The sequence below is a fragment of the Micromonospora reichwaldensis genome (assembly GCF_031845925.1).
GTDB lineage: Bacteria > Actinomycetota > Actinomycetes > Mycobacteriales > Micromonosporaceae > Micromonospora > Micromonospora reichwaldensis.
Map to the genome: position 1 here is coordinate 32,621 of NZ_JAVRFL010000034.1, position 22,696 is coordinate 55,316.

At 69.8% G+C, this 22,696-nt stretch carries 24 protein-coding genes; 13 read left to right on the forward strand and 11 right to left on the reverse strand.

The window, feature by feature from the left end; translation table 11 throughout:
* Positions 1 to 232: 232 nt before the first annotated feature.
* Positions 233 to 811: a class I SAM-dependent methyltransferase gene (locus tag RM555_RS24335; protein ID WP_396888838.1), complete on the reverse strand. Its 579-nt coding sequence runs from the start codon at positions 809 to 811 to the stop codon at positions 233 to 235.
* Positions 812 to 931: 120 nt separating this feature from the next.
* Between RM555_RS24335 and RM555_RS24340 the strand changes: the two genes are divergently transcribed.
* Positions 932 to 1,180, forward strand: coding sequence for a hypothetical protein (locus RM555_RS24340; protein ID WP_311413903.1), 249 nt, complete (start codon positions 932 to 934; stop codon positions 1,178 to 1,180).
* Positions 1,180 to 1,428 (forward strand): hypothetical protein, encoded by a 249-nt coding sequence (locus RM555_RS24345; RefSeq protein ID WP_311413904.1) that lies wholly within the window; start codon positions 1,180 to 1,182, stop codon positions 1,426 to 1,428. Before RM555_RS24340 ends, RM555_RS24345 begins: the two co-directional genes overlap by 1 nt.
* 133 nt (positions 1,429 to 1,561) lie before the next feature.
* Here the strand turns inward: RM555_RS24345 and RM555_RS24350 are convergent, their stop codons facing one another.
* Positions 1,562 to 2,194, reverse strand: coding sequence for a DUF7002 family protein (locus RM555_RS24350; protein ID WP_311413905.1), 633 nt, complete (start codon positions 2,192 to 2,194; stop codon positions 1,562 to 1,564).
* A 213-nt stretch (positions 2,195 to 2,407) separates the two neighbouring features.
* Here RM555_RS24350 and RM555_RS24355 point away from each other — a divergent pair, with 213 nt between their 5' ends.
* The 5 genes from RM555_RS24355 (at position 2,408) to RM555_RS24375 (ending at position 7,104) form a co-directional block, all read left to right on the forward strand.
* The gene (locus RM555_RS24355) at positions 2,408 to 2,827 is read left to right on the forward strand and encodes a hypothetical protein (protein WP_311413906.1); all 420 of its coding nucleotides are present in this window, start codon (positions 2,408 to 2,410) and stop codon (positions 2,825 to 2,827) included.
* Complete coding sequence (locus RM555_RS24360) at positions 2,824 to 4,266, forward strand: relaxase/mobilization nuclease domain-containing protein (RefSeq protein WP_311413907.1); 1,443 nt, start codon at positions 2,824 to 2,826, stop codon at positions 4,264 to 4,266. The genes RM555_RS24355 and RM555_RS24360 overlap by 4 nt, the downstream gene beginning before the upstream one ends.
* 14 nt (positions 4,267 to 4,280) lie before the next feature.
* Positions 4,281 to 5,351, forward strand: coding sequence for a hypothetical protein (locus tag RM555_RS24365; RefSeq protein ID WP_311413908.1), 1,071 nt, complete (start codon positions 4,281 to 4,283; stop codon positions 5,349 to 5,351).
* On the forward strand, positions 5,348 to 5,860 hold the full coding sequence (locus tag RM555_RS24370; protein ID WP_311413909.1) for a DUF4913 domain-containing protein: 513 nt from the start codon (positions 5,348 to 5,350) through the stop codon (positions 5,858 to 5,860). Before RM555_RS24365 ends, RM555_RS24370 begins: the two co-directional genes overlap by 4 nt.
* Positions 5,861 to 6,048: 188 nt before the next feature.
* On the forward strand, positions 6,049 to 7,104 hold the full coding sequence (locus RM555_RS24375; RefSeq protein WP_311413910.1) for a cysteine hydrolase family protein: 1,056 nt from the start codon (positions 6,049 to 6,051) through the stop codon (positions 7,102 to 7,104).
* A 573-nt stretch (positions 7,105 to 7,677) separates the two neighbouring features.
* On the opposite strand, the gene RM555_RS24380 is transcribed toward RM555_RS24375, so the two are convergent.
* The gene (locus tag RM555_RS24380) at positions 7,678 to 8,310 is read right to left on the reverse strand and encodes a DUF7919 family protein (protein WP_311413911.1); all 633 of its coding nucleotides are present in this window, start codon (positions 8,308 to 8,310) and stop codon (positions 7,678 to 7,680) included.
* 139 nt (positions 8,311 to 8,449) lie between these two features.
* Between RM555_RS24380 and RM555_RS24385 the strand changes: the two genes are divergently transcribed.
* Positions 8,450 to 9,124: a hypothetical protein gene (locus RM555_RS24385; protein ID WP_311413912.1), complete on the forward strand. Its 675-nt coding sequence runs from the start codon at positions 8,450 to 8,452 to the stop codon at positions 9,122 to 9,124.
* Between the two features lie 488 nt (positions 9,125 to 9,612).
* On the opposite strand, the gene RM555_RS24390 is transcribed toward RM555_RS24385, so the two are convergent.
* The 8 genes from RM555_RS24390 to RM555_RS24425 all read right to left on the reverse strand — a co-directional run bounded on the left by RM555_RS24390 (position 9,613) and on the right by RM555_RS24425 (position 18,602).
* On the reverse strand, positions 9,613 to 9,894 hold the full coding sequence (locus RM555_RS24390; RefSeq protein WP_311413913.1) for a hypothetical protein: 282 nt from the start codon (positions 9,892 to 9,894) through the stop codon (positions 9,613 to 9,615).
* Positions 9,895 to 10,114: 220 nt separating this feature from the next.
* Positions 10,115 to 11,332, reverse strand: coding sequence for a toprim domain-containing protein (locus RM555_RS24395; RefSeq protein WP_311413914.1), 1,218 nt, complete (start codon positions 11,330 to 11,332; stop codon positions 10,115 to 10,117).
* Positions 11,333 to 11,415: 83 nt separating this feature from the next.
* Entirely contained in the window at positions 11,416 to 13,233 is a 1,818-nt protein-coding gene (locus RM555_RS24400; RefSeq protein WP_311413915.1) for a type IV secretory system conjugative DNA transfer family protein, read from the reverse strand.
* The gene (locus RM555_RS24405) at positions 13,230 to 14,579 is read right to left on the reverse strand and encodes a hypothetical protein (RefSeq protein ID WP_311413916.1); all 1,350 of its coding nucleotides are present in this window, start codon (positions 14,577 to 14,579) and stop codon (positions 13,230 to 13,232) included. The genes RM555_RS24400 and RM555_RS24405 overlap by 4 nt, the downstream gene beginning before the upstream one ends.
* Positions 14,580 to 14,690: 111 nt before the next feature.
* Positions 14,691 to 16,175: an SCO6880 family protein gene (locus RM555_RS24410; protein WP_311413917.1), complete on the reverse strand. Its 1,485-nt coding sequence runs from the start codon at positions 16,173 to 16,175 to the stop codon at positions 14,691 to 14,693.
* A 5-nt stretch (positions 16,176 to 16,180) separates the two neighbouring features.
* On the reverse strand, positions 16,181 to 17,512 hold the full coding sequence (locus tag RM555_RS24415; RefSeq protein WP_311413918.1) for a hypothetical protein: 1,332 nt from the start codon (positions 17,510 to 17,512) through the stop codon (positions 16,181 to 16,183).
* Entirely contained in the window at positions 17,509 to 18,252 is a 744-nt protein-coding gene (locus RM555_RS24420; RefSeq protein ID WP_311413919.1) for a hypothetical protein, read from the reverse strand. The genes RM555_RS24415 and RM555_RS24420 overlap by 4 nt, the downstream gene beginning before the upstream one ends.
* A complete protein-coding gene (locus RM555_RS24425; protein WP_311413920.1) occupies positions 18,252 to 18,602 on the reverse strand; it encodes a hypothetical protein in 351 nt (116 codons plus the stop codon). Before RM555_RS24425 ends, RM555_RS24420 begins: the two co-directional genes overlap by 1 nt.
* Before the next feature lie 172 nt (positions 18,603 to 18,774).
* Here RM555_RS24425 and RM555_RS24430 point away from each other — a divergent pair, with 172 nt between their 5' ends.
* From RM555_RS24430 to RM555_RS24450, 5 genes are read left to right on the forward strand one after another with little or no spacing between them, the layout of a single operon-like run.
* On the forward strand, positions 18,775 to 19,368 hold the full coding sequence (locus tag RM555_RS24430) for a hypothetical protein (protein WP_311413921.1): 594 nt from the start codon (positions 18,775 to 18,777) through the stop codon (positions 19,366 to 19,368).
* Positions 19,365 to 20,435 (forward strand): M23 family metallopeptidase, encoded by a 1,071-nt coding sequence (locus RM555_RS24435; RefSeq protein WP_311413922.1) that lies wholly within the window; start codon positions 19,365 to 19,367, stop codon positions 20,433 to 20,435. The genes RM555_RS24430 and RM555_RS24435 overlap by 4 nt, the downstream gene beginning before the upstream one ends.
* A gap of 27 nt (positions 20,436 to 20,462) precedes the next feature.
* Positions 20,463 to 21,212, forward strand: a complete 750-nt coding sequence (locus tag RM555_RS24440; RefSeq protein ID WP_311413923.1) for a hypothetical protein — start codon at positions 20,463 to 20,465, stop codon at positions 21,210 to 21,212.
* A 56-nt stretch (positions 21,213 to 21,268) separates the two neighbouring features.
* Positions 21,269 to 21,445, forward strand: a complete 177-nt coding sequence (locus RM555_RS24445) for a hypothetical protein (protein WP_311413924.1) — start codon at positions 21,269 to 21,271, stop codon at positions 21,443 to 21,445.
* Between the two features lies 1 nt (position 21,446).
* Positions 21,447 to 22,679 carry an ArdC family protein gene (locus RM555_RS24450; protein ID WP_311413925.1) on the forward strand — a complete coding sequence of 411 codons (1,233 nt, stop codon included), beginning with the start codon at positions 21,447 to 21,449 and terminating at the stop codon, positions 22,677 to 22,679.
* Positions 22,680 to 22,696: the final 17 nt, after the last annotated feature.

Genomic DNA, 22,696 nt, shown 5'->3' on the forward strand with positions numbered 1-22,696 from the left:
GGCCATTCCGGTTCGCCGGCCGCTGCGGACCCACATGTCCCGTCCGCGTTGAGTTGGCACCGTCCGGTATGACTTGGCACGAGGTTGGCACTGTCCGGGTTGAGGTGGCACGTCCGGTACGGTGCTGTCCGGTCTCAGCGAGGTTAGCGGGTTCTCGGCGAGTTGACAGGCTTCCCGATGAGTGTGCGTGTACTTGGTCTCGACCGGCAGTCAGCTGTGTGCCGATCGGGCACTACGGCGCGGCGACTGTTGCGGCAATGGCCGCGTACTTGCGGTCCGGGCGGTCCGGGGACTGCTGCTGCAAGCGCTGAAGTTCGGTGAAACCAGCCTTTGCCAGGCGGGCAGAGAATGTGTCTACGGGCCAGCGGTATGCCGTGTGGACCTTGTGGTCGAACGCGGCCACATCGTCGTCGCTGTCGAAGAAGCCGATCACCAGGTTCCCGGAAGGAGGCAGCATCCGGCGGAACTCGGCGAGTACCGCATCCAGCTCCGATGGCGGTAGGTGGATGGTCGAGTACCAGGAGAGGATGCCGGCCACCGAGTGGTCGGGAAGGTCCAGCTCCGTCATTGATCCGAGCTGGAACGTCGGCCCGGGAAAGTGGGTCCGGGCGTAGCCGATGAACTCAGGTACCAAGTCGACGCCGGTCACGTTGGCGCCGAGCGAATGCAGGTAGGCGCTCCAATGCCCGGGGCCGCAACCGAGATCGAGCACGGCGCCGTCCAAGCCGACGAGGTGGTCTCGGACAAGGGCCGTGTCATCCACGTGGGCCTGCCAGTCACCATCGAACAGGGCGATGTACTGCTCGGACATGTGCGAGTAGGCGTCGCGGACCGGCCGGTTGCTCACGGCGCCACTCTAAAGTCTGCCCGCGTTCCGCCCCGAACCCAGTACGCGTCCGGGTTGAGGTGGCACGTCCGGTACGGTGCCGGGGTGCTGCGCGCGGTGCCGGGCCTGGGTGGGCCGCTGACGGCTGAGTTCGAGGTCGGCTACGTCGGCGCCGAGGGATCGGAGGTCCGCACCTCCTTGATCGACTCGGCGGGGGTGCTGTTCGAGCTGGTCAAGCCGGTACGCGGCTTGCCGTCGTACAAGCGGCAGCGCAACTCCCCGGGCTTGTGGTGGTCTTCGACGACCGGCGCTCACGTCGGGGGTACGAGTCGTGGCTGGAGCGCGATCACCTGATGCTGCTCGACTTCGACCCGGCGGTGGCCGGGATCGCGTCGCAGCCGTTCTGGCTGTTCTGGGACGACGAGGCTTCCGGCCGGCGCCGTTCGCACGCGCCGGACTACTTCGCCCGGCTGGCCGACGGGCGGGGCCTGGTGGTGGACTGCCGACCAGTCGACCGGATCAAGCCGCGTGACGCCGCGGCGTTCGCCGTGGCGGGGAGCGACCAGGCGCATCGCATGGTAATCGGTCATCGGCAGGGCTGATCGCCATCCGCGCGACTCGCGGCATGACCGGATGTCAAGATCGGTCGAGGACTGCTGATCCCGAGCAGGTATACGAGCGCCTGCCTGCCGGGTGGAGCGCAATGCAGTCCTGTGACCGTGATGGGTGTGGGTCTCAGTCGATGGTGCCTTCGATTTTGTCGGTCAGGTCGAGGATGTCAGGGACGGCGTTCAACACGGTGACCTCGACCAATGCTCCATCGCGGCCGTATCGGCGGCGGTACTCAGCGTAGGGGTAGTCGGCGATCGGCAGCCAGGATCGATGCCCCCGCATGGGGTGGTTCTTCTGCGTCACGGCCCCGGAGTTGAGCCGGCAGAGTTCGATTCGTGGGCCGTGTCGCTCGACGAGGGCGCGGGTGTCGACATGCAGGACCACCTGGTCCTCGGTGCGGTACTCCTTCGCTTGACGCAGCCGGTCCAACCGCTCAGCGCTGGCCCAGAAGAAGACCCGGGAGTTGATAGCCGCGAGGTACTCGGTCAGCGAGGAATTTGGATCAATCTTCTCCGCAACGAATTTCATTGGCTTCTGATCGCGGATCACGGCAGGCGGCAGGCCGGGTGCGCGCAGGACGGTGGATTGCTTGCGAGGGGCGCTCAGGAGTCGGTCACGCTCGGCGGCGTCGAGGTCGAACAAATCGATCAGTTGCTGCGTGGACAGGAGGCCGTGTCGTTGCACCGATGGCCACGCGGTCGCCGACATCGTGTGGAAGACCTGCGGATGGCACGCGATCAGTTCCTCGACGTCCATGACGGTCATCATGCCGGACGTCCGCGACTACGGGCCTTCAGGGCGCGACCCAACCGGCCGTTTCATCGGTGGAAGGGACCTGGCGCCGATCGGCCATCGCCAGCGGATGCTGCAGCCACCCAGTCGCCCGGGTCCCAGCGTCCAGCCGTTGGCCGGCGCTGGTAACGGTTGCGCTCACAGGGGCGTTAACGGCCAGGCGTAACGCTCGTTGCCGTGAGCACCGAAGGCAATGTCAGCCCCTCTGACCAGGCTCGGCATCGTGAGCACCTCAGCCCCGGCCGGCCCCACCGGATCTATCCTCGGCTTTCGGACGAGGAGAAGGCGCTGGTCGTTGAGGCGGCCCGGCGAGCGGGTCTCACGCCAGCGGGATACACGGCGCGGGTGGTGGTTGGCGCAGCGCGCGCAGGAAAGCCGGCCACGGGCCTGACCGGTGACCTGCGGGAGTTGCAGCGGGAACTGTTCGCCGCCCGCCGCGCAGTGAACATGTTCGGCTCCAACGTCAATCAGGCTGCTGCGGCCGCGAACTCGACCGGGCAGCTGCCCGGCTGGGCCGTCGAGGCGGTGCAGTTGTGCGCGTACGCCGTCGCCCGCCTCGACCAGGTGACGGCACTGATCGATCGGCGGCTGCGGTGATCGCGCGTGTCCACCGTCGCGGCGCCCGCGTTGGTGGGTTGCTGCGCTACCTGTACGGGCCGGGGAAGCAGGAGGAGCACGTCGACCCGCGGTTGGTCGCGGCGTGGGACGGTGCCGGGGAGCTGGCCGATCTGGAGCCGGAGATCACCGCCTCGGGTAAGCGGGACTTCCGGAGGCTGACCACTCTCCTGGAGGAGCCGGTACGAGCCGGGAAGAGGCCGCCGGCAAAGCCGGTGTGGCATTGCTCGATGCGCCTGGCGCCGGAGGACCGCGACGGGGTCCTCACCGACGGCACCTGGGGGCGCATGGCCCGGGAGATGCTCACCGAAGCGGGACTCGCCACGCAAGCGGACGACCCGGGCCTGCGGTGGGTCGTGGTGCGGCACAACGACGACCACGTCCACATCGTCGCGACCCTCGTGCGCGAAGACGGCCGCACAAACTGGGCCCGCAACGACTACCCCAAGTGCGTGAAGGCCACCTACAACGTCGCCCGCCGCTACGGCCTGCGCAGGCAGGTACCCCCGGCAGACCGCACCGCACACCGAAGGCCCCACCCGGTGGAGGTCAACAAGGCCCGCCGCAAGGGCTGGAGCGACACCCCTCGCGACGAGTTGCGACGGCGGGTCCGCACCGCCGTCGCCGCAGCCGGCAGCGAGCTGGAGTTCCTCGACCGGCTGGCGGAGGCAGGGGTGCTGATCAGAGTGCGTCGCAGCACCGTCAACGCCGATGAGATCACCGGCTACGCCGTCGCCCTGCCTGGCGCGGGCACCGGTGACGGGCAACCAGTGTGGTTCTCCGGTGGGCGCCTCGCCGCCGATCTGACCCTGCCGAAGCTGCGCCGCCGGTGGGGCGACCCGCCGCCGGCCGCCGGCCTGCCGTCGGGAGGTCGGGTCACGGCCCGCGCCCGAGCTCTACGCGACGCCGCCAGCGTCACCCAGGTCGCGGCGGAAGAGATCCGCCGCAGCGCCCGCGGGGATCCCGCGACGGCCCAGGCCGCCGCTACCGCCGCAGCCGACGTGCTCACCAGCCTGGCGTACGCGAGGGAAGGCAGCCTGCGTGGGCCGTTGCACCGGGCGGCGGAGGTGTTCGACCGCGCCGCACGCGACATGTACGCACGGACCGCACGCACGACGTCCCTGTCGTACGAGCTTCGAGCGATGTCGCGGCTGGTAGCGCTCATGGGCCGCATCGCCGGAGACGAGGACTCGGTCGCCGCGATGGCGCTGGTGCTCGACATGGCCCGGCTTGCCGACGCGCTGGAGCACCTCCGCACCGCTCAGCAGCGACTGCACCAAGCGAAGGCAGCCCGGGACGCAGCCCAGCAACTCCGGGCCCTCGCCGCCGGCGGGCAGCGGCCGGTAACGACGCCGCTCACCGTGGCGGCAACGCCCAGCCCGACAGTGGACAGTGCCCGCCGCACACCGCGGGCCCGGTAACGGAAGGAGCCAGAATGATGCAACCGCAGCACGAAGACCCGGTCGGCGAGGCCAGACAGAAGGCGATGCAGTTCTTCAGCGTCGTTTCCACCCTCAGCGAAGCCGTCGCCCGCTACGCCGCAGTGGGCATCCAACGCAAGGCCGCCGAGGAGGAACGCGCCGCCGGCCGGGAGCGGGCCGCCGAGGCGGCCAGCCGCGCCGCCGACCGGCTCGGCGACTCCGTCCGTGCCGACCGGGAGCGACTCGCCCGCCGGGTCGACGGCGCGTGGCTGAAGGACGCCACCCTCACCGAGGTGGCCCAGGTATGGCGTACCGCGACGGTGCACGCCGCCGCCGGTGACCCTGTCGCGCAGAAGCTCGCGGGGCTCGCACTGGACCGCTTGGGCGAGCTGCACCCGCAGTGGCGGGCCGCGTACGACCGGCAGCGAGCGGCTGGAAGGTCTGCTCCCGACGCCGCCCGCGCCGCGGCGCACGAGGTCTGGGAGACCGAGGCAATGAGAGCCGGCGCCAGCGGCAGGGCGGCGCGACCGCACGGTGGCCGCGAGGGCCTGAAGCTGCGCGCCGGCGCGAACGGGAAGGCGCTACCCGCTGGTGGAGAGGCGCTCAACGACCTGGACGCCGCCGTACGCGCTGAAGCAGGCCGGCTGCTCGCCGATGTCAGCCCTGAGGCGCTGGATCGACTACAGCGTGACCTGCGCGCCAGCGGCCGGGCGCCGGCGGCGGATGGTCTCGGACTGGCACGTCAGTACGTGGGTCAGGCCCGAGGCGTAGGTGCACTGACGCCGGTGGTCGCCAATGCCACCGAACACGACTTGCTGGCAAGCGCGGACGAGGAGCGGGCGCGGGCCCGCGCCGTTGCCGGGACGCCGGATCACCCGCGCACCGCAGTCGACGAGCATACCGAGGGGCTCGTTGTGGCCACGGGGCATTTCGGATCGGCCAGCCACGACGAGGCCGTGGCCCAGCAGCGCCGCCTCGGCAGTACGTTCGCTCCGCTGGTCGTCGGCGGAAAGGTGGATTCCCTCGTGGCTGCCAAGCGGCCGGCGACCGTGGTACCGGAGCGGGTCCGGGCGGTGACGCGATGACCAGCGTGGAAACCTCAAGTCCCTTTGGCGAGGTGGACGGGACGACAGAGGACCTCGCAGCCCAAGTGGCGCTGTTGACCAGGCAGGTCGCCGAACTTCAGCAGGTTGTCGCCGACCGCGCGGGCAGCGGCGGGGAGGGGCAGCCACCGGTGTACGCGACCGTTGAGGAGTGGGTCCGCGACTACCTCCTGCCGGGATTTCCCCGGCCGGTCGGCGAGGTTGGGCTGGTGCGGTGGCGCTGGTGCGAGCAGTGGTGGCGCCACGACGAAGCCGTGACCCGGCTGACCGCCTTGTGGTACGGCTGGGAACACGCCCGGCTCGAGATGACCGGCATGCTCGGCTGGCTGCGCGAACTGGACCACCACCTGCCGGTGCTGCTCGGCCCCGACGGGCCATTCCGCTCCTGCGCCCCCGGTATTGACGGCAGCGCTGCCCGACACAAGGCGCCTATCGTTGCTGCCTTCGAGCAAGCGCCGGAGCAGTGGTGGGACTGGTGGGATACCAAGTAGGCACAGCGGCCTTCCTCTACCCGCTGGTCCTCGGCACTCGTCCTGGCGGCACGGAACTGGGGGTCGAACGGTCGACGCCGGGCACGTCTTCGGCCGTCTATGGTCGATCAGTCCACGTTCCGGAGGTAGCGCCATGGCCGAAGCCCAGCTCGCTTCGTAATTGATTTAGGTCGACGCGCGAGGGATACATGACGGTTTTCGGCTGCCGGATTTGCGACACCGCTCTGACGGTTCCGGTGTCGAGGGTGGCGCTGCCCGTCCATGCGGGCCAGAAGTACGGGAACGGGCAGGAATCGCTCGCCTCGGCATTGGAGCCCGGCACGTTCGCGGTGAATCCGCTGCCCTCCGGTTCGCCATGGCGCCGGTGGGCCGGACTTGAAGCCGGTGAAGCCGAGGCGCTCGGCTGGTACGCGCCGAGGTTCAGCATCTCGGCCGGGCCGGTCGGCCGGGTGTTGCTGCCCCCCGGGGATGCCCGCGGTGCCGTCATTGACCCGGCGCTGGTGGGCGACTCCGCGTGTTGTGGCCTCGATGGCGGCGAGCCCAACATGGTCTGCGTCACCTGCGGCACGCCGGTGGCCATCCGGATCGACGACTGTGGCCTGCGGCAGGCTATCTGGCTGGACCCGCTGGCCACCCACGTGCTCGAGGACGGTCCCGGCCCGCACCCGGTGCTTGACTGGGTGGACCTGATCGACCAGCGGCCCGGTATTCCACCGTCTGAACCGGGCGGCGGCTGGCACCCGTTGTGGGCGGCCGCCGCAGCATCGGCGCTGGCACACTTGCTGGCCGCCTCGGGCGGCGACTCGGTAGTGATCCCGGATCGCCAGGTCGCCGAGGTCTTCCGGCCCACTCTCAACCGTCTCGTCGGCCCGGGCAACATGAGGCCGGAGCGCACCCTGGTTCTGGCTGGGCCTGGTATTCCGGACGCCGACGGCCACTTTGCCCTCATCCCGGAGCATCCGCAGACCGGTGAACTCTGGCCGGTGGCCCCGCCGGTGGAGCCAATCCCGCTGGCTTGGGACGCCTGGCGGTACCTCGCGTTTCATCGAACCCCGAAGCCGGTTGGGCGGTCGGTCCCGATCCCGCCGGAGGCCCTGCCGGCACTGATCCCGGGTCACCGGTTCGAGCCGGACGGCCAGATCTTCCTCAGCGTTCTGGCCCGACTGCCCGAGGTCAGGCAACCACGGTTGCGTGCCATCTACGACCGAGGCCGCCCCTATAGCTACACCTACTACAGCTTCTGACCGACTGGTCGTCGCGATAGGGCCTTTCCTCCGGCGCGTTCACTATCACCAGCACGTCCGCGCGGCGCTACCCGTCAGCCGGCTGCGCTTCACGACGCGCGCAGTTTGCGGCAGATCCGGATGGCGGCGGGGGCTCGCGGCCAGGGAAGATCGAGGTCATGGGGCAGAGGTCTGCCAGGTGGGCATGGTCGAAAGTCAGCACGATTCACGGGGTCCGTGATGGGGACGGCGCAGCGTGTGCTGGCGGGATCTACTCCTACAGGTACCGCTTCTACGCGCCCTCCCACAGCTTCTACGAGCGCTGCGTCGGCTTGGCGTGGTGCTCGATCTGCCGCGATTACTCCGGTGCCATGGTGTTCGTACCGCGGAACGAACGTCTCCCGGACCTGCTTGCCGATCTGCCGACGCCCGAGCGTGAGAGGCTGGTTCGCAGCGAGGTGAAGCTGCTCGACTACCTTGATCGCCTCGTCCGGCGAGGATCTTGGCCGACACGCAAGCCGTGATCGGCGGACGAACTAGCGGCGCACTTAACTCGGCACGAGCGGATCGCGGCTATCCGGATGCCCGTGGATGTCACCGGCTCGATGCTTCGTCGATGCCGTACCGCACCATGTCGTGCAAGTCCTCGGCGAGTAGATCCCTCGCGAGGCCACGATCCACGAACGCTGCCAACGAGCGGCCGATCTCGTCTCCCGCAACGTCAACCAGGTCCTCATCGTGCGCGGCGCGCCGCAAGGCGTCCAACGCGCGCGGGTCGTTCCAGTTCGCGAGGTCGACCGCGGCATGGCACCGGAACTCCAGTTCCTCCGACTGGTCCAGCAGCACCGAGTGCAAGCGCTCGGCGCGCCGGTCCCACCGCAGTTGGCCGGCCGCCTGCAAGCCGTCGCGCAGTTCCCTGGGTGGCCGGTATCCGTGTTCTTCAACGTAATGCAGGATCATCATCGGTGCGGCGTAGATCTCCCCGTCGGGTAGGTAGTAGTGATACTCGCCGTTACCCTCAAAGGCTCCGCAGAAGTCGCAGTCGTGCCAGCCGAGTGTGCGGCTGGCGAGCCGCCGGGAGATGGCCTTGAGCTGCTCCAGCTCGGCGCCGGCCATCGGTGCCATGCTTGCGCACTGCACCCCGTAACGGCGCCCCAGCCACCCGACGGTCCGCATCGGCAGCGGAAAGCCGAGGTAGTCGTATGGCGACAGGTCGAGGTACTCCACGCCACGATCATCCGGCATGCAAAAACCAGGGCCGACATCCCCGGCCGGCCCGTGAGCGTGCATTGCCGCCGAGGTCTCGTGGACGCCTGGAGGTACGTGACGACGTTGATGCTGTCTCGCGTAGGTTCCCCAGGTGACTGTGTACGACATCGCCGCCAAGCTGCCTTCCATCGGCGTGCTGCGGGACCGCTGCAAGGCACTCGCCGTGCTGGAGTGCATCCTCGACGGTGGTGAGCCCTACTACGCCTACACCCGCTCCTGGGGTGACGACGCGGCGGCGTTGATGAACAACGGCAGCGGCGACGAGTGGGCGGTCGTGTTCACCGCCGACGGCGCGTTCATCCGCGCGTTCGACCACGAGTCGGCGATGACGCCCTACCGCGATCCGGACCACGAGCTCTGGCCCGGGCTGCTCGACGGCATCCCGGCGGTGTTCCGTCCGCAGATCGCGGAACCAGCGTTCGGCGACGAGGAGGGCCAGTTCGTCGCCACCGCTGTACTGTGGCGGCTCTCCGGTGACGACCGCTGGCACGCTGGCGAAGGCATCACGTTCCCCCCGCTCCGCGGACCATACGACGACAACGCCCCGGATGGCTCTGGCCTGCTCGAGATCCTGCTCGACGACATCGTCGACCGATACGTCAAGTTCGCCGAGGACTACTACGAGATCGAGGTGGACCCGACGGTGGTCGAGCACGTCGTCGCGCACCGCCCGCTCACTGACGCCGTTGTGCAGGCCTTGAACCCGGAAGTAACCGTTGTCGGGCTGCACGAGGACATCGCCACGATCGGATATCCGATCGCGACGGCGTGACGACAAGCCCACACCTGGACCTCCTCGGCAGAACGCTGGTCGCTCATCGGCTCTCCGGCCGGTCGGACAGACCGGGGCAACTTGCGGCAAATCCGGATGATGTCGCCGGACGACGAACGAACAAGTGTCTGGCACACTCAGCGGCGTGTTGGTCACCATCACGCTACGAAACGCCGGCACCGCTGCCATCACGGTGGGACTCCTCGTCGCCGTACTTACCCTCGGGACCGCCAGTAACCGTCCATTCATCCTCGCTGGGCTGCTCGTCCTCGTCGGTACTGGCCTACGGTTGGAGGCTGCCGTCCGCGCTCGCAACACGCGCCACCAGGACACCGGCCACTGATCTTCATGACAGTGCACGCAACATGACGATGTGGGCGCGGCCGATACGGCCGAACCGCATGACTCCGCGCCGGAGCGCTGCTGACTTCTCCAATACATTGCTGTGGCACCGCTTGGTGTCAGACCGGTGCACGTCATGAGCGGCCTCAGGCAAGCTCGCGAGACGACTTCCCCGTCTCCTCGTGCTCCGGTCGGAGCACCACCCATCCAAGATCCTGGTTGACCAGCGCGGTGGCCAGCCTGCGAAGCACGTGTGGAAACTGATCCGCATCGGTCGAGACCTCGACGTCGAGATGCCATCGCCCCGATCCGCTACCCGCGCCGGTCACTTCGCCGTCTGCTCGTAGAGCAGTTGCGAGTAGGTCTTCGACGTCATCGCGATCGACGTCGCCGGGCAACTGATGGTTACCAACGACCTCGATGAACATGCGTGCGATTGTAGGCGGAGCGCGAGGAGGTGCACGCTCATCGGCATGAGCGGGCATTCAGGCGGTCGGCGCCCGTCACTCCTCCCGTTAGGCGACGTGACTCGGCTCGTTGAGATCGGATCCCCGTGGGGCCCCTTATGAGCGTCCTGGTGCGCCATGTTCGGCAACTGCGGATGCAGCGCATGTAGAGCGCTCGTGCTGAATCGCGTCTCGTCCTCATTCATGCTCGGCGGCGCTGCTGGCGTGGGCCGTGCTGACTCGCATAGGCGGGCCCAGGTTGAGAGGGTTCGGCAGGTGCCCGAGGAGCGGTGGGTACGGATCGCAGCGGTGGAATCGCGCTCGGGCGGGGGCGACCAGCGTTTGAGTCGGCGGGACCGCTGTCGAGTCCTGCGGGGAAATCACCGATCCGGCGCAGTAGACCGTCCGCGGCGTAGGCCATCACCGTGCCGATACCCTCGTGGGACCGCTCGGCGATCCGGGTCATCTCGACGATGTGCTGCGCCAACCGGTACGCCTCACCAGGGTCTGCCGCGTCGAGTACTCGGGGTGAGAGGATCCGCGCCGCCTCGTAGCGGCCCCCGATGTCGTCGAGCAGCTGCGGGCTGCGGCTGAGCAGGCGGTCGAGGTGGTGGTCGACGACAGCGAAGAGCAGCGGCCGGGTCTGGTGTCGCAGCGCGGCGCGCAGCTGGGCGCGACCGTTGGGCCGGATGAGTAGGTCGGCCGGGTCGGCGCCGGTCGCGAACTCGGCGGCGAGCAGCCTGCCCTGCGCGCCCTGCTGTCGTAGCAGGTCGAACGCGGCGTCGGCGGCCTTGCGTCCGGCCGGGTCGGCGTCGAAGGCCACCACGATCGCGTCGCGGCCTCCAGGCATCGAACGGAGGATGGCGGCCTGGGTTGCGCCGAAGGCCGTGCCGCACGGTGCGACCGCGACCGCCCCGGGAAGGCCGGAGCGAGAGTACGAGAGCCAGATGGCGATCGTGTCCGCTGGGCCCTCGACGAGTACGGGCCGCCAGCCGGCCCGGATGCGGTCCTGCTGCTCGGCCACGCCGAAGAGCAGCTTGTCCTTGCGGTAGAGGGGCGACTCATGGGTGTTGAGGTACTTCGGCAGCTGCCGGTCGGCGGCGAGGGACCGGTTGCTGGCACGGCCGATAAAGGCCACCACGTGTCCGTCGGGATCACGGATAGGAAAGACGATCCGATCCCGGAACACATCGATCAACCGGTCCGGGTTGTCGCGGGTGGGCTTGGACAGCCCCGCGACTACGAGGTCCTCGGGAGCGAAACCCATTCCCCTCAGGTGATCGGTCAAGGCAGACCAGGTCCGTGGCGCGTAGCCAACCCGCCAGGGCCATTCCCTGTCGAGCAGGATGCCCAGGGCGCGGCTGGTCAGGTAGCGGCGCGGCTCCTCGGTGGCGGCGAGCTGGCCGCGGAACCAGGCCACCGCGGCTTCGTTGGCGGCAAGGAGTCGCCGGGGATCGTGCTCCCGGCCGGTGTTTCCTGCTCGGACTGGGTCAGGGGAGGCCATCACGATGTCGTCGCCTCCTCAGGACGCGTCATCGGGTGGTGGTTCCGGTTGGCGTTGGCGGTGATCCGTGCCTCGGCGGCGGTTGCCGCTGCGGTGAGATCGGCGGCCAGTGGCCCGGTGTACCAGGGCCGCAAGTCGAGCATGACGGCCCGGATGCCGGTGGCCAGCAGTAGCGCGGTGCCCTTGGGCATGGCGCGAATTTGGGCGGCGTCGAGGATGCGCTGGCGCCGTACCGACGTCTGCCAGGAGGTGCCGCCCCGACCGTCGCGGGTGCGGGAGGCCACGGTGATGTCATGGTCGCCGACGAGCCGGGACAGGTCCTCGGCGAATTTCGCGTCGTCGATGCCTGCGCCCACGAGCTTCGCTGTGGCCGCCGACCAGAGGGTGTCCATGCCCTTGTCGCCCCAGACTCGGGCGCCCTGCCGGTAGGACTGCAGGATCGTCAGTGGGATCACTCCCCGGCTGCCCAGGTGCGAGTACAGGTCAGGGAGGTCGCGGATTTTGCAGATGTTCGCGGCCTCGTCCAGCACCGCGACCAGGGGCGGGTCGAGTCGGCCGCCGCGCAGCTCGGCGGTGCGCACCGCCTCACGGAGCAGTTGGTCGGCCAGCCCTGCGACGAGCGGGGCGGCGTTACCGGCGCCGTCCTTGCTGAGCAGGTACATGGCGTCTGCGCTGCCAGGGAACGCCCGCACGTCGAGGACCGGCAACACCCGATGCTTTGGCGGGGTGACCCAGGCCATGATCTGTGGGTTGGCCAAGCACGCGGCTGCGGTCCGTGCCGTCTCGTACAGGCCTTCGCGGGTCTCCGGCGCGCCGGCCTGCCGGCCGGCCAAGGCACGGGCGGACGCCGCGTACCCGTGGGTCTGGAGGATCTCGCCGGGCTCCCGGGCAGTGGAGTCCGAAAGCCACCGTTGCACTGATATGAGCGTGCCCCCGTCGAGCGCGGCCGCCAGGATCAGGGAGGTCAGCAGGTCCAAGGCGCCGAGGACCCAGAAGTCGTCGCCGCCTCGGCCGTTGCGGATCTGTTGAACGAAGTGGTCGGCCAGTCGTTGGGCGTCCTCGATCCCGCCGATGGCTTCCAGCGGGTTCCACCACCAGCTCTGCTGTTCGTGGGCGATGGCCTGTGGGTCGAACACCCAGACCCTGCCGTGCTCGGCGCGGTGCGCGGCGGTAACTGCCCACAGATCCGCCTTGTTGCTGGTAGCGATGACCGGACCTGGCGCGTTGATCACCGCCGGGACCGCCAGCGCGGTGGTCTTGCCGGCCCGGGGCGCCATCAGCGCCACCAGGACGTCCTCCCAGGAGGCATACAGGGCCGCGCCGCTGCCACGGCGTCGGTGTCCGCCCAACATCAGGCCCGCTGAGCCCGGTTCGATCGCCTTCGCCGGCACGTGGGCGAGGCTGGGTCGCAGCCGACGCGCCCGCTGGGCGACCTCCGGCAACGTCATCGGGCGCACCTCCGACGGGGAGGCCAGCGACGGCAGCGGGTCGCCCGCCGGCGGCCGGCGGCCCTGCCACCACAGCCAACCTGCCGTTACCGCAGCCACCGTGACCGCCAGGATGACGGTGTAAATCACCGCTACCAGCGGCGGCGGCACGCCGGGGAACGCGGTGGCCCAGTCCGCAGCGAACACTGCCTGCACGAACGGGCCGCCGAAGCGTGGCCCGGCCGCGTTACCGGTAACCGTTGCGGCGATCCGCCCCGCGAGCCAAGACAGCCATACCAAGACGACGGCCCCCCAGGCCAGGCCGAGCACCATGAACGGGGTCTGTAGCCCACCGGCGTTGCCGCGCGGCTCGACGGGCCGGGTGCTCACGGCTGCGCCTGCCGGATCGCGGTGTCGGTGTCGTAGAGCTCCCACTCCTCACCGACCAGCGACAGCGCCACCGGAAGGCCGGGCCGCTCACCGGTCTTGACCAGATACTTGCCGCGGCCCGGGTGCACGCTGCCGGCGAACCAAGCCTCCGGCGCCGCCCACGACGACACCAGGTCCCGCTCCGGCCCGGACAGGCGGATGACCTCGTTGACCCGGGCCAGCTCCCGGGGCGGCAACCCGGCCAGGATCTTGACGGCGGACCGTTCGATGAAGCCCTGCGCCTTGGCGCGGTCCTCCTCGCTGGGCAGGGCATCGAGGTCTGCCAGCGAGTGAGTGACCATGACCGAGGCCATGCCACGCTGCCGGTTCAGCCGGGTCAGCGCGTCGGCGTGCTCGACCAGCCCGGATGCGCCGCGTAGGGCCCGCCACAGCTCGTCCATCACCCCGAGGTACTGCCGGCGCGGTGCGAGAGCCTGCTCGGCGAGCACGGCGGCCGCATCCACCATCCCGAAGCCGTAGCCCCACACGCACAGCATCGCGGCTGCCACGAGCTGGTCGCCGGCGGCGGCGACACGGGAGATGTCGACGCTGACCGCCGGAGCGTCCAGGTCCAGGGGCCGGGTGGTGGGACCGTCGAACACGCCGCGGAGGCTGCCCTCGCACAGCAGCGCGAGGGTCGGCACGAGCGCGTCGACGCGGCGGCGGTACTCCCCGTCGTTGCGGGCCCGTGCCGCAGTGCGCAGCTCGTCACTGCCGGCCTCGATGAGGGCAAGCACGTCAGGCACGGTCGGATCGGCTTCGGACCGTTCGGCGAGCACGTCGATCGCCCGCCCGAGGACGACCTCCTCCGGGTTGTCGATCTGCCTGCCCCGCACGAGGGCGCACAGAGCCAGCAGCAGCGACATGCGGCGGCCGCGGATCTCCAGGCGCAGCTGCCGGGTCTCCGCGGCGCCCATGCGCTTCATCGCCGTACCCAAGGGACCGGAGTCGAGGGGGTTGAGGCGGTCGAGACCGCGGCCGATGCGAATGACCTGCCCGCCGAGGTGCTCGACCAGGCGGGTGTAGTCAGGTTTGGTGTCGCCGAGGATGAGCGCCTGCGTGCCGGTGGCGGTCATGCCGGTGATCAGCCGCTTGACGATGGTGCTCTTGCCGACGCCGGGCTGGCCGAGCACGAACATGCCGGGGTTGGTGATGAGGCCGGCGCGGAGCCATTCGAGGGGGTCGAGGCAGACGACCTCGCCCCACAGCATGTGTCGGCCGATCGGGGTGCCGATGGTCGGTGCTCCTGAGCCGGCGACGAACGGGTACAGCCCGGCCATCTGCACGGTGGTGCCCTGGTATTCCATTCCGGGATCGACGTGGCTGGCGCGGCCAGCGCCCGGGGCGCGCACTCCCCAAGCGGGGGCAAGACCGGCGGTGGTCGGTGCCATCGGGATTTCCTCCAGTGGGGGCGGTGGTCAGCGGGGCCAGTGGCGGGAGAGCTGCGGGGGACAGACACCGCACGGCAGCGTGGTGGCGAAACCCGCCGCCTGGCTCGCCCACATCCGACGGAATCTGATCTTCGCGATGTCGGCGCGTGACTCGACGTCGGCGACGGCCTTGCCGAGGTCCTCGGGGTTGAGGACGGTGACGGTGCAGAACAGCGACATCAGCCCGACCCCGGCGCCCACCGCCTCCTCGCGGGCGGTCTGGTTGGCGCGTTCCCGGTCGGCGAGGTCGCGGGCGGACTCGTCCCGTTTCTGCGCCCGGTGGTAGGCCTGCCGGAACTGCGCGGCGTTGACCTCCGCCTCCACGACACGGGCCGCATCGCCAGCGGGCAGCGGCCGATAGATCAGGCTCACCCGCTTCGGGTACGGGCCGGGCGCCAGCAGCCGCGCGAGGACGTCGGCGTGGACCGACTGCCGCGGGGCCTCGTGCATCGACCAGGTCACCGATGTGCCGGAGTCGTGGACGTAGCGGTCGACGTGTTCCTCGGCGGCGACCGGGCCGGCGGAGTCCCAGTCCAACCACCGGGTCAGATCGCCGTCGCGCGCGCCCAGGCGAGCGACGTCACCGCGGATGGCGGGATCGTAGGCGGTGCGCACGATCGCGGTGACCTGGTCGGCGGTGGCCCGACCGAGGACCGTCAGCCCGCAAGTGCCCAACGAGTCCTCAAGCCCGGTCAGGGAGCGGCTGATCTCCGCCAGTGCCTCCTCGACGCCCTTCGGTTTTGTCGGAGACGCCGCCGGACTGAAGGTGATGCTGACACGGGTTCCGACGTCGGCAGCGGCAGCGGGGGACACCTCCACCAGGCGCTGCAGGACCCGCCTCGCGGCGGCGGGACCGTGCGGCACGATTCGGCCGGAGATGTAGTCGGACAACCGGGAGCCAGGGTCGGGTGCGGTGTCGACGGTCACCGCGATGTGCTGGACCGTGGGTAGGTAGCCGAGGTTGGCAAGCCAGCCTCCCCAGTTCGCGACCCACGACGCGGTGGCGTCCGGGTCGGCGAGCCAGGTGGAGGTGGCGGCGCAGCGCAACGTCACCGTCATGCTGCCCAGCCGTCGGTTGTAGACGACGCCGTAGTTGCCGCCGGCCTCGTCGGCGACCATGAGCACGGTGGTCGGAGCGAGGACACCGGGCAGCTGCCAGGCGCTCTCGCCGAAGGCCATCACCCCGGACCGATAGGAGGTGTAGCCGCGGGCGGTGCCGATCAGCCACCGGACGCGCCGGATGATGCCGGTGGCCAGCGGTACGCCGTCCCAGCGCAGTAGTAACAGGGCGATGGTGGCGACGGCGGGAGCGGCCACCCACGCCAATGCGGTCATGCTGATCGACGCGGCGATCAGCAGCGAGGTGATCGCCACGAACACGCTGAGGGTCTGCGCCGGGCCGAGGCCGAGCAAACCCATCCCGCGGCTGCGCCGCCAGCCACCGTAGGTGCGGATCTGCTGGTCAGTGGTCATGGTGGTCACCTGTTGTCCTGGGTAGTGGAGGCGGCCGCGTTGGTAGCGGATTTGGCGGCGCTGCCAGCGGCTTCGGCGACCGTGGCGACGCCCGTGACGACGAGAGCGGTCGGCCCTGTCGCGGCTGCGTCGACTCCTGAGGCAGCTGTCGCTCCACCTCCGGCGGCGCGCCCTGCGGCGGCAGTGCGACCTGCGGCGCCGCTGACGGGAGCGGCGCCGGCGGAGCTTGACGCCCCAGCACGGGGCATTGCCGTCGGCGTGACGGGGACGGCACCGGTCGGTCTGCCGCTGGACGTACCGCCCAGGCTCGTGTCGAGGTAGCGGGCGTGCTCGCCGGCGCTGGACCCGCCGGCGCTGCGCAGCGACGACGCGGCGTGCAAACCCGCTGCAGCGCCGGCGGCGGCCATCCCGGCGCTGCCCCCGCCGGAGGCGATCGCGCCGGTCGTCCAGCTGAAGAACTTCATCATCGTCGGGAGCGCGACCACGGAGAGCACCAGCACCGTGAGGCCCATGAGAAAGCTGCGCCCGTTGCCGCCGGTGAGGATGTAGCCCGTCGCATACACGGTCATGGCGACGGGCTTGAACGCGATCAGTGCGATTCCCCAGCCGGTGACCTTCGACAGCCACTGGCTGGTGCCGCGCATGATCGAGCCGGTGGCCGCCAGCTGCAGAGTGCCGGCGAGGATCACCACCGAGCCCTCGCGGAAGATCATCAGTACGGCCTGGACAGCGGAGAGGAAGAAGACCAGGCCGCCGATGAAGATCGTCACCAGGGGTGTCACGCCGGCAGTTGGTAGGAGCATGGAACCCAGTGCCGCGCTGAGCGCGTCGAGGGGTGGCCGGTTGGAGCCGTTGATGATCGCTTTGTTCAGGATCCACAGGGAGTACGAGTCCGAGGCCTTGAGTGCCAGGTGGGTTCCACCGATGCCGATGGCGCCCCACAGCGCGCTGGTCCACACCCCGCGTACGGCTTGCAGCATCGGCTCGCCCTTGCGGGTGATGACCATGGTGATGCCCTGCCAGATCAGGCCACCGACCATGACCAGGACCGTGATCGGCAGGAGGAAGCCCCGTAACTGCTGAGCGGGCCCACCGGCGGCGTTGCAGTCAGCGAGCCAGCCCGCCGCGTTCGGGTCGCCAGCGCACAGATCCGTGGAGGGCACCAAGATCCAGGACGCCATGACGGTGATGACCCACTTGATGGCGTCGTTCATCGAGCCCGCGAGCCCGCCGAGGAACATGTCGGTGACCGAGCCGCCGATCTTCTCGCTGACGCTGCTCTTTGCACCGAAGACGCCCGTGCAGCTCACGGGCATGAACGGATTGCACATGATCACCGTCCAGGGATGAAGGGATGGAAGCCGTCCGGGCTGCCCGCTCGCGACACCGCCGCGCTGAAGTCACCGCCGGCCGGGGCCAGGAGCGCCCAGTCCGTGCCGGTCCACCGCACCTGCACGGTGGTGGCGACCAGCAGGGGGTTGCCCTGCGCGTCACGGGCCTCGGTGAGGAGCTGCACCAACGCCGCTTGTGGGCTGTAGCTGGTCAGCTGGTATCCGCGCAGTACCGCCTCCAGGCGGCCGACCGGCTGCCCGTACGGGACGTTGGCGTTGGCGCGTAGGTGGTCGTAGTCCTGCCCGACCTTCGACCGCATCGCCGGGGCGTCCGCGCCGACGACCTGCGTCTGTAGGGTCTGGTCGAACACGCCCGGTCCGAGCTGCGGGGCGCAGCGCACCGTGATGTGCACCGCGGCGAGAAGCGCACCAGCCTCGTCGTGGCTGAAGCGGCGTGCTGCACCGCCGCCGGTGTCGAGCGGACCGGCCTGCCCGGACACGGGCAGGGAGATTCCGGCAACCGGCGTCCATCGGAGGTCGGCGGGCAATGCCACGGCGCGGGCAGCGGGGTCGGGGACAGGAGCGGCGGCGGTGACGCCCGCCTGCTGGGCAGCCGCGTTGGGTTCGTCGCGCAGGCCGGCGACGGCCGCGACGCCGAGCGCAGTCGCCGTCGCGGCCGCGAGGGTGACGGCGGTGACCCAGCGCCGGGTCCGACGCCGGGCCCGGTCAATGACGTCGTAGGTCATTACCGCAGGACCGCGCCGACAACCAGGGCGCCCATCGCGCCGAGGGTGAGACCACCGAGGACCCACGGGATGCCGGCCGCGCCGTCGGCGGCCAGCGAGGACCGGTTGCGCCGACCGACGGTCATCATGATCCCGGAGGCGAACAGGCCAGCGACCCCGCCGATCATGAGGACCCACTTCATCCAGCCCAAGAACATGTCGCCGAAGGCCTGCAGGCCCTCGGGTGCGACCGGGGCCGGATTGGGTACGTCGACCGGCTTGGGTGCGCCGGTCGGAGAGGGTGCCGCGGCCAGGACGTCGACCGCTCCCTGGGTGTTGTCGGCCGCGAACGCGAGCAAGGTAGCGAGCACGGGTGTCTCCTAGGCCTTCGTCGGGGTGTCGCACCGGGTGGTGCGACTGCCGATGACCTTGGCCGTGTGGCGCTGACGGGACCGTTGCCGCTGATGTAGCCGGCAGCGTTACCACCTCTCGTGACCTGCGATGGCAGCGGTAACGGCGCTACCCGGGCGGCATCGTCACGCCATGTTCTCGATGAAGATCACGCCGCCGACCGCCGGCGCGCTCGGCGCTGCGATGCTGGTGGCAGCCGTGGCTGGTTGTGCGACCCGCCCCGCCGCCCCCAGCCGACAGGACAGTGCCGCTCAGCCGACCGCCGCCGCGCCCTCGGTCGCGCCTCCCGTGGTGCCGCCACGTGACTCGAAGGCCGAGTACGCCGATCCGGCGCACGTTTGCCAGGCGTTCGTCACCGCCCTGTACCGGGTCGACACCACACGGGACGCCGGGCCGGGCGACGCCTTCGCCCGCGCATCGGCCTACGCCACCGGGGCACTGGCGGGTCAGAGCGCTGCCGCTGACCGCGATGGCCGATGGGAGACGTGGGTCGCGCACCGCGTACGCGTCGACGTCCACGTGCGTCCACAGCCGCATATGCACCCGCAACACGACAGCACCATCGAGGCACACCGGGCCATACGACTCACCGCGACACCAGTCGGCGACGACGGATGGCGCGGCTGGACCGAGCACAGCGTCGTGTTCTGCACCCTGCGCGCCCGAGACAGCGGCCAGCCCGGATGGAGGGTGGCGCACTACGACGTCCAGCCGGTGCGGCAATGAACGGCAGCACGGCGTGGAAGTGGGGCGCCGCCGCCCTGGCCGTCGCGTTCCTCGTACCGCTCACGCTGGTCATGGTCGGCGGTGTGGCGGTGGTGGCGTCATCCCCCTACCAGTGCACCGTCGTCCCGCCGTCACCATCAGCTAACCCTGCCGGAAGCGCGGCGGACGCCTCCTGGAACCCGGCGCAGGTCGGCCACGCCGCCACCATCGTCCGGGTCGGCGCCGAGAAGAACGTGCCGTCGAAGGGGTGGACGGTTGCCGTAGCGACGGCGATGCAGGAGTCGACACTGCGGAACCTTGCCAACTCGACGGTGCCGGAGTCCCTGGACAATCCCCACGAGGGCGTCGGCCGCGACCACGACTCCGTGGGCCTGTTCCAGCAGCGGCCCGGATGGGGCACTGTCGTGCAGCGCATGACCCCCGACTACGCCGCCGGGAAGTTCTACGACGCTCTGGTCACGGTCAACGGCTGGGAGCACATGTCCCTGGCCGAGGCCGCGCAGGCGGTGCAGGTCTCCAGGTACCCGGACGCGTACGCGAAGTGGCAGAGCGAGGCCCAGCGCCTGGTGCAGCTTGTCCGCGGCCAGCTCGGCATCAGCTGCAGTGGGGGCGCGACCGGCGAGTGGCGAGTGCCCCTGCCCGAGGGCAGCTACAGCGTCGGTGACGGATGGGGCGCCCCCCGGGGGAACCGCGCTCACCGCGGGATCGACCTGATCGCCCCCACCGGCACACCGGTCCTGGCAGCCGCCGCCGGCACCGTCACCTCCGCCGATTGCACCAGCGCCTACTGCGACCGCCCCGGCAACCCCGACCTGCCTGGCTGCGGGCTGACCGTCGAGATCCAGCACGCCGGCGGGATGGGCACCACCTACTGCCACCTGGTGTCCCTGAGCGTCGCCCCTGGGCAGGCCGTCACCGTCGGCCAAGAGATCGGCCGCGTCGGTTCCACCGGCCACTCCAGCGGCCCACACCTGCACTACCAGATCCACCGGAACGCGCCGCCGATCAACAACCAGACGGCCCAGGATCCGGCAGCCGTCATGGCTGACGCGGGCATCCGCTTCTGACCCCTACCTCCTGTGACTGGAGACCCGATGGACCAGATCAGAGCCTGGACGATGCTGTTCCACCTGCAGTCCCGCATGCCCGGGATGTCCGTGGATCAGCTGGCCGCACCCATCAGCCAAGCACTGACCGGACGGATGCCCACGTCACCGGCCGCCGAACGCGCCGTCGTCGACGCCGCATGGAAGCCCGGCTACCGGAGCGGCGCGGAAGCCGGCCACCGGCGAGCCGTGGAAGGTTTCCAGAACGCTGCCTTTGACGCCATGTCCCGACTCACTCGCACCGGAATCGACGACCCCGACGCCCGCAACCTCCTGTGGGCGGTGGCAGAAGCCGCCACCGTCATCGGCCGGACCAGCCCTCAGAACACCCTCGGCCGTGCCCGCGAGAGCGCCCACCTGGCCGCCCGCACCGACTACCCCGACCTGAGTCCCATCGCCGCAGGCGTCGTCGCCGGCTGGAACCACGGCCAAAGGCAGGGGCGGCAGGACGCCCGCCACTCCACCAGCCAAGCGATCTACGCCGCCCTGGCCAAGAAAATCGGCGAGCAGCAGATCAGCAGGACGCAGATCGACGGACGACCCGCCGTGGACTGGCTCGTCGACGTCATCGACGGAGTCCTCAAGGCCCCGCCCGAAGAACCCACGCTCCCATCTTTCCCGGTCCCTTCCACAGGGGCCGCCGCGTTCCGGCCATTCCCGGCCAGCCACACCGCCGCCCCCACCGTGAGTCCGGCGGCTTCCGTTCCTCAACCGGCATCGCCCCGGCGAAGCCGCTGATGAGTTCCCAGCCCAGGCTCGCCGCCCCGCTACGCACCACCACTGAAGGGACCGCGATGAGTATTCAGCCGCAACTCGACCGAGACGCCACCATCACCGCGCTGCAGGACCAGATCGACGACCTCACCGCGACCTGCGAAGCGCAACAGCGCCAGCTCGACGCCCAGCAGAGGCTCATCAACCAGCTTGCCACCCGGATGGGCCTGCACCACGACGGATCGGCGGGACGCTGACATGGCTACCCGACGAGGGACTTCGCCAAGCGACAAACAGCGAGAACAATGGGCCGCCGAACGACGGGCCAAGCTCGCCGACCTCCACGAGCGCGTCGTCGCGGAGGTCGGCAAGATCACGGACAGCGATCAGTGGCGCCGGTGGCTTCAGTTCGCCGCCAAGTTCCACGGCTACTCCTTCAACAACGTCCTGCTGATTATGGCGCAGCGCCCAGACGCAACGTGGGTGGCCGGCTACAAGCGGTGGAAGACCGAATTTGGTCGGCACGTGCGCAAGGGTGAGAAGGGCATCGCCATCCTGGCCCCGGTCACGAAGCGCGTGACGGACGATCCACAGAAAAGCTCCGAGGACCGCAGCGAGCCCACGAAGCAGGACCCTCAGCAGCCGGCGGCGGAGCAGGCCGCCCAGTCGGCGCGAGTCCTGCACACGTTCAAGCCTGTGGCCGTCTTCGACATCAGCCAGACCGAAGGTCCGGACATCGATGTGCCCGGCGGACCTGCATTCGCTGACGTTATGCCCCAACTCCTCGAGGGCCAGGCGCCCGCAGGGTTGTACGACCAGTTGGTCATGCTCGCCGAGGAACGGGGATACACCGTTGAGCGCGGCGACTGCCGAGGCGCCAACGGGTTCACCGACTACACCAACCGGTTGATCAAGGTCCGCGATGACGTGGACGACGCCCAGGCAGTCAAGACGATGATCCACGAGCTTGGTCACGTGGACCTGCACACGCCGAGCGATTTCGGTGGGGACACCACCCGCGGCTGCCGGGGCGAGCGGGAGGTCGAGGCGGAGAGTGTCGCGTTCCTGGTCGCCGAACGCTACGGGCTGGACACCTCGACGTACACCTTCGCCTACGTCGCGCTGTGGGCACAGCGCGCCGCCGAGCAGACCGGCCAGAGCCCAGAGGGCATCGTGCAGGCCGCCGGCCAGCGCATCGTCTCCGCCGCGTTCCGCATCACCGAAGCCGTCGACATCAACGGCACCCCCGACGGCGCCACCGTCGCACCGGCGCTGGCCGCCCAAGTTGCCAGCGGTGTACGCCGCGCCTCAGCGGCGCGCGCCACCGCCGAAGCCTCCGCCAGCCGTGCGACCGCCAGCATCGACCAGCCGCTTGTCGCAGCCGCGCGCGCGTTTCCGCCGCTTTTCCGAACGGTGCACGCCGACGACCTAGCTCCAACCCCGGCCGCTGCCAACGCCGTCACCGCCCGGAGAGGAACGCGCCTACCATGAGCCCACTCCGCCACGGT

Bases quoted from the DNA above. Each gene is read 5' to 3' on its own strand.
- RM555_RS24445 (WP_311413924.1), top strand. From the start codon at position 21,269: ATGAGTATTCAGCCGCAACTCGACCGAGACGCCACCATCACCGCGCTG.
- RM555_RS24440 (WP_311413923.1), top strand. From the start codon at position 20,463: ATGGACCAGATCAGAGCCTGGACGATGCTGTTCCACCTGCAGTCCCGC.
- RM555_RS24420 (WP_311413919.1), bottom strand. From the start codon at position 18,252: ATGACCTACGACGTCATTGACCGGGCCCGGCGTCGGACCCGGCGCTGG.
- RM555_RS24370 (WP_311413909.1), top strand. From the start codon at position 5,348: ATGACCAGCGTGGAAACCTCAAGTCCCTTTGGCGAGGTGGACGGGACG.
- RM555_RS24450 (WP_311413925.1), top strand. From the start codon at position 21,447: ATGGCTACCCGACGAGGGACTTCGCCAAGCGACAAACAGCGAGAACAA.
- RM555_RS24430 (WP_311413921.1), top strand. From the start codon at position 18,775: ATGTTCTCGATGAAGATCACGCCGCCGACCGCCGGCGCGCTCGGCGCT.
- RM555_RS24435 (WP_311413922.1), top strand. From the start codon at position 19,365: ATGAACGGCAGCACGGCGTGGAAGTGGGGCGCCGCCGCCCTGGCCGTC.
- RM555_RS24350 (WP_311413905.1), bottom strand. From the start codon at position 2,194: ATGGACGTCGAGGAACTGATCGCGTGCCATCCGCAGGTCTTCCACACG.
- RM555_RS24335 (WP_396888838.1), bottom strand. From the start codon at position 811: ATGTCCGAGCAGTACATCGCCCTGTTCGATGGTGACTGGCAGGCCCAC.
- RM555_RS24405 (WP_311413916.1), bottom strand. From the start codon at position 14,579: ATGGAATACCAGGGCACCACCGTGCAGATGGCCGGGCTGTACCCGTTC.
- RM555_RS24345 (WP_311413904.1), top strand. From the start codon at position 1,180: ATGCTGCTCGACTTCGACCCGGCGGTGGCCGGGATCGCGTCGCAGCCG.
- RM555_RS24375 (WP_311413910.1), top strand. From the start codon at position 6,049: ATGACGGTTTTCGGCTGCCGGATTTGCGACACCGCTCTGACGGTTCCG.
- RM555_RS24365 (WP_311413908.1), top strand. From the start codon at position 4,281: ATGATGCAACCGCAGCACGAAGACCCGGTCGGCGAGGCCAGACAGAAG.
- RM555_RS24390 (WP_311413913.1), bottom strand. From the start codon at position 9,894: ATGTTCATCGAGGTCGTTGGTAACCATCAGTTGCCCGGCGACGTCGAT.
- RM555_RS24410 (WP_311413917.1), bottom strand. From the start codon at position 16,175: ATGACCACTGACCAGCAGATCCGCACCTACGGTGGCTGGCGGCGCAGC.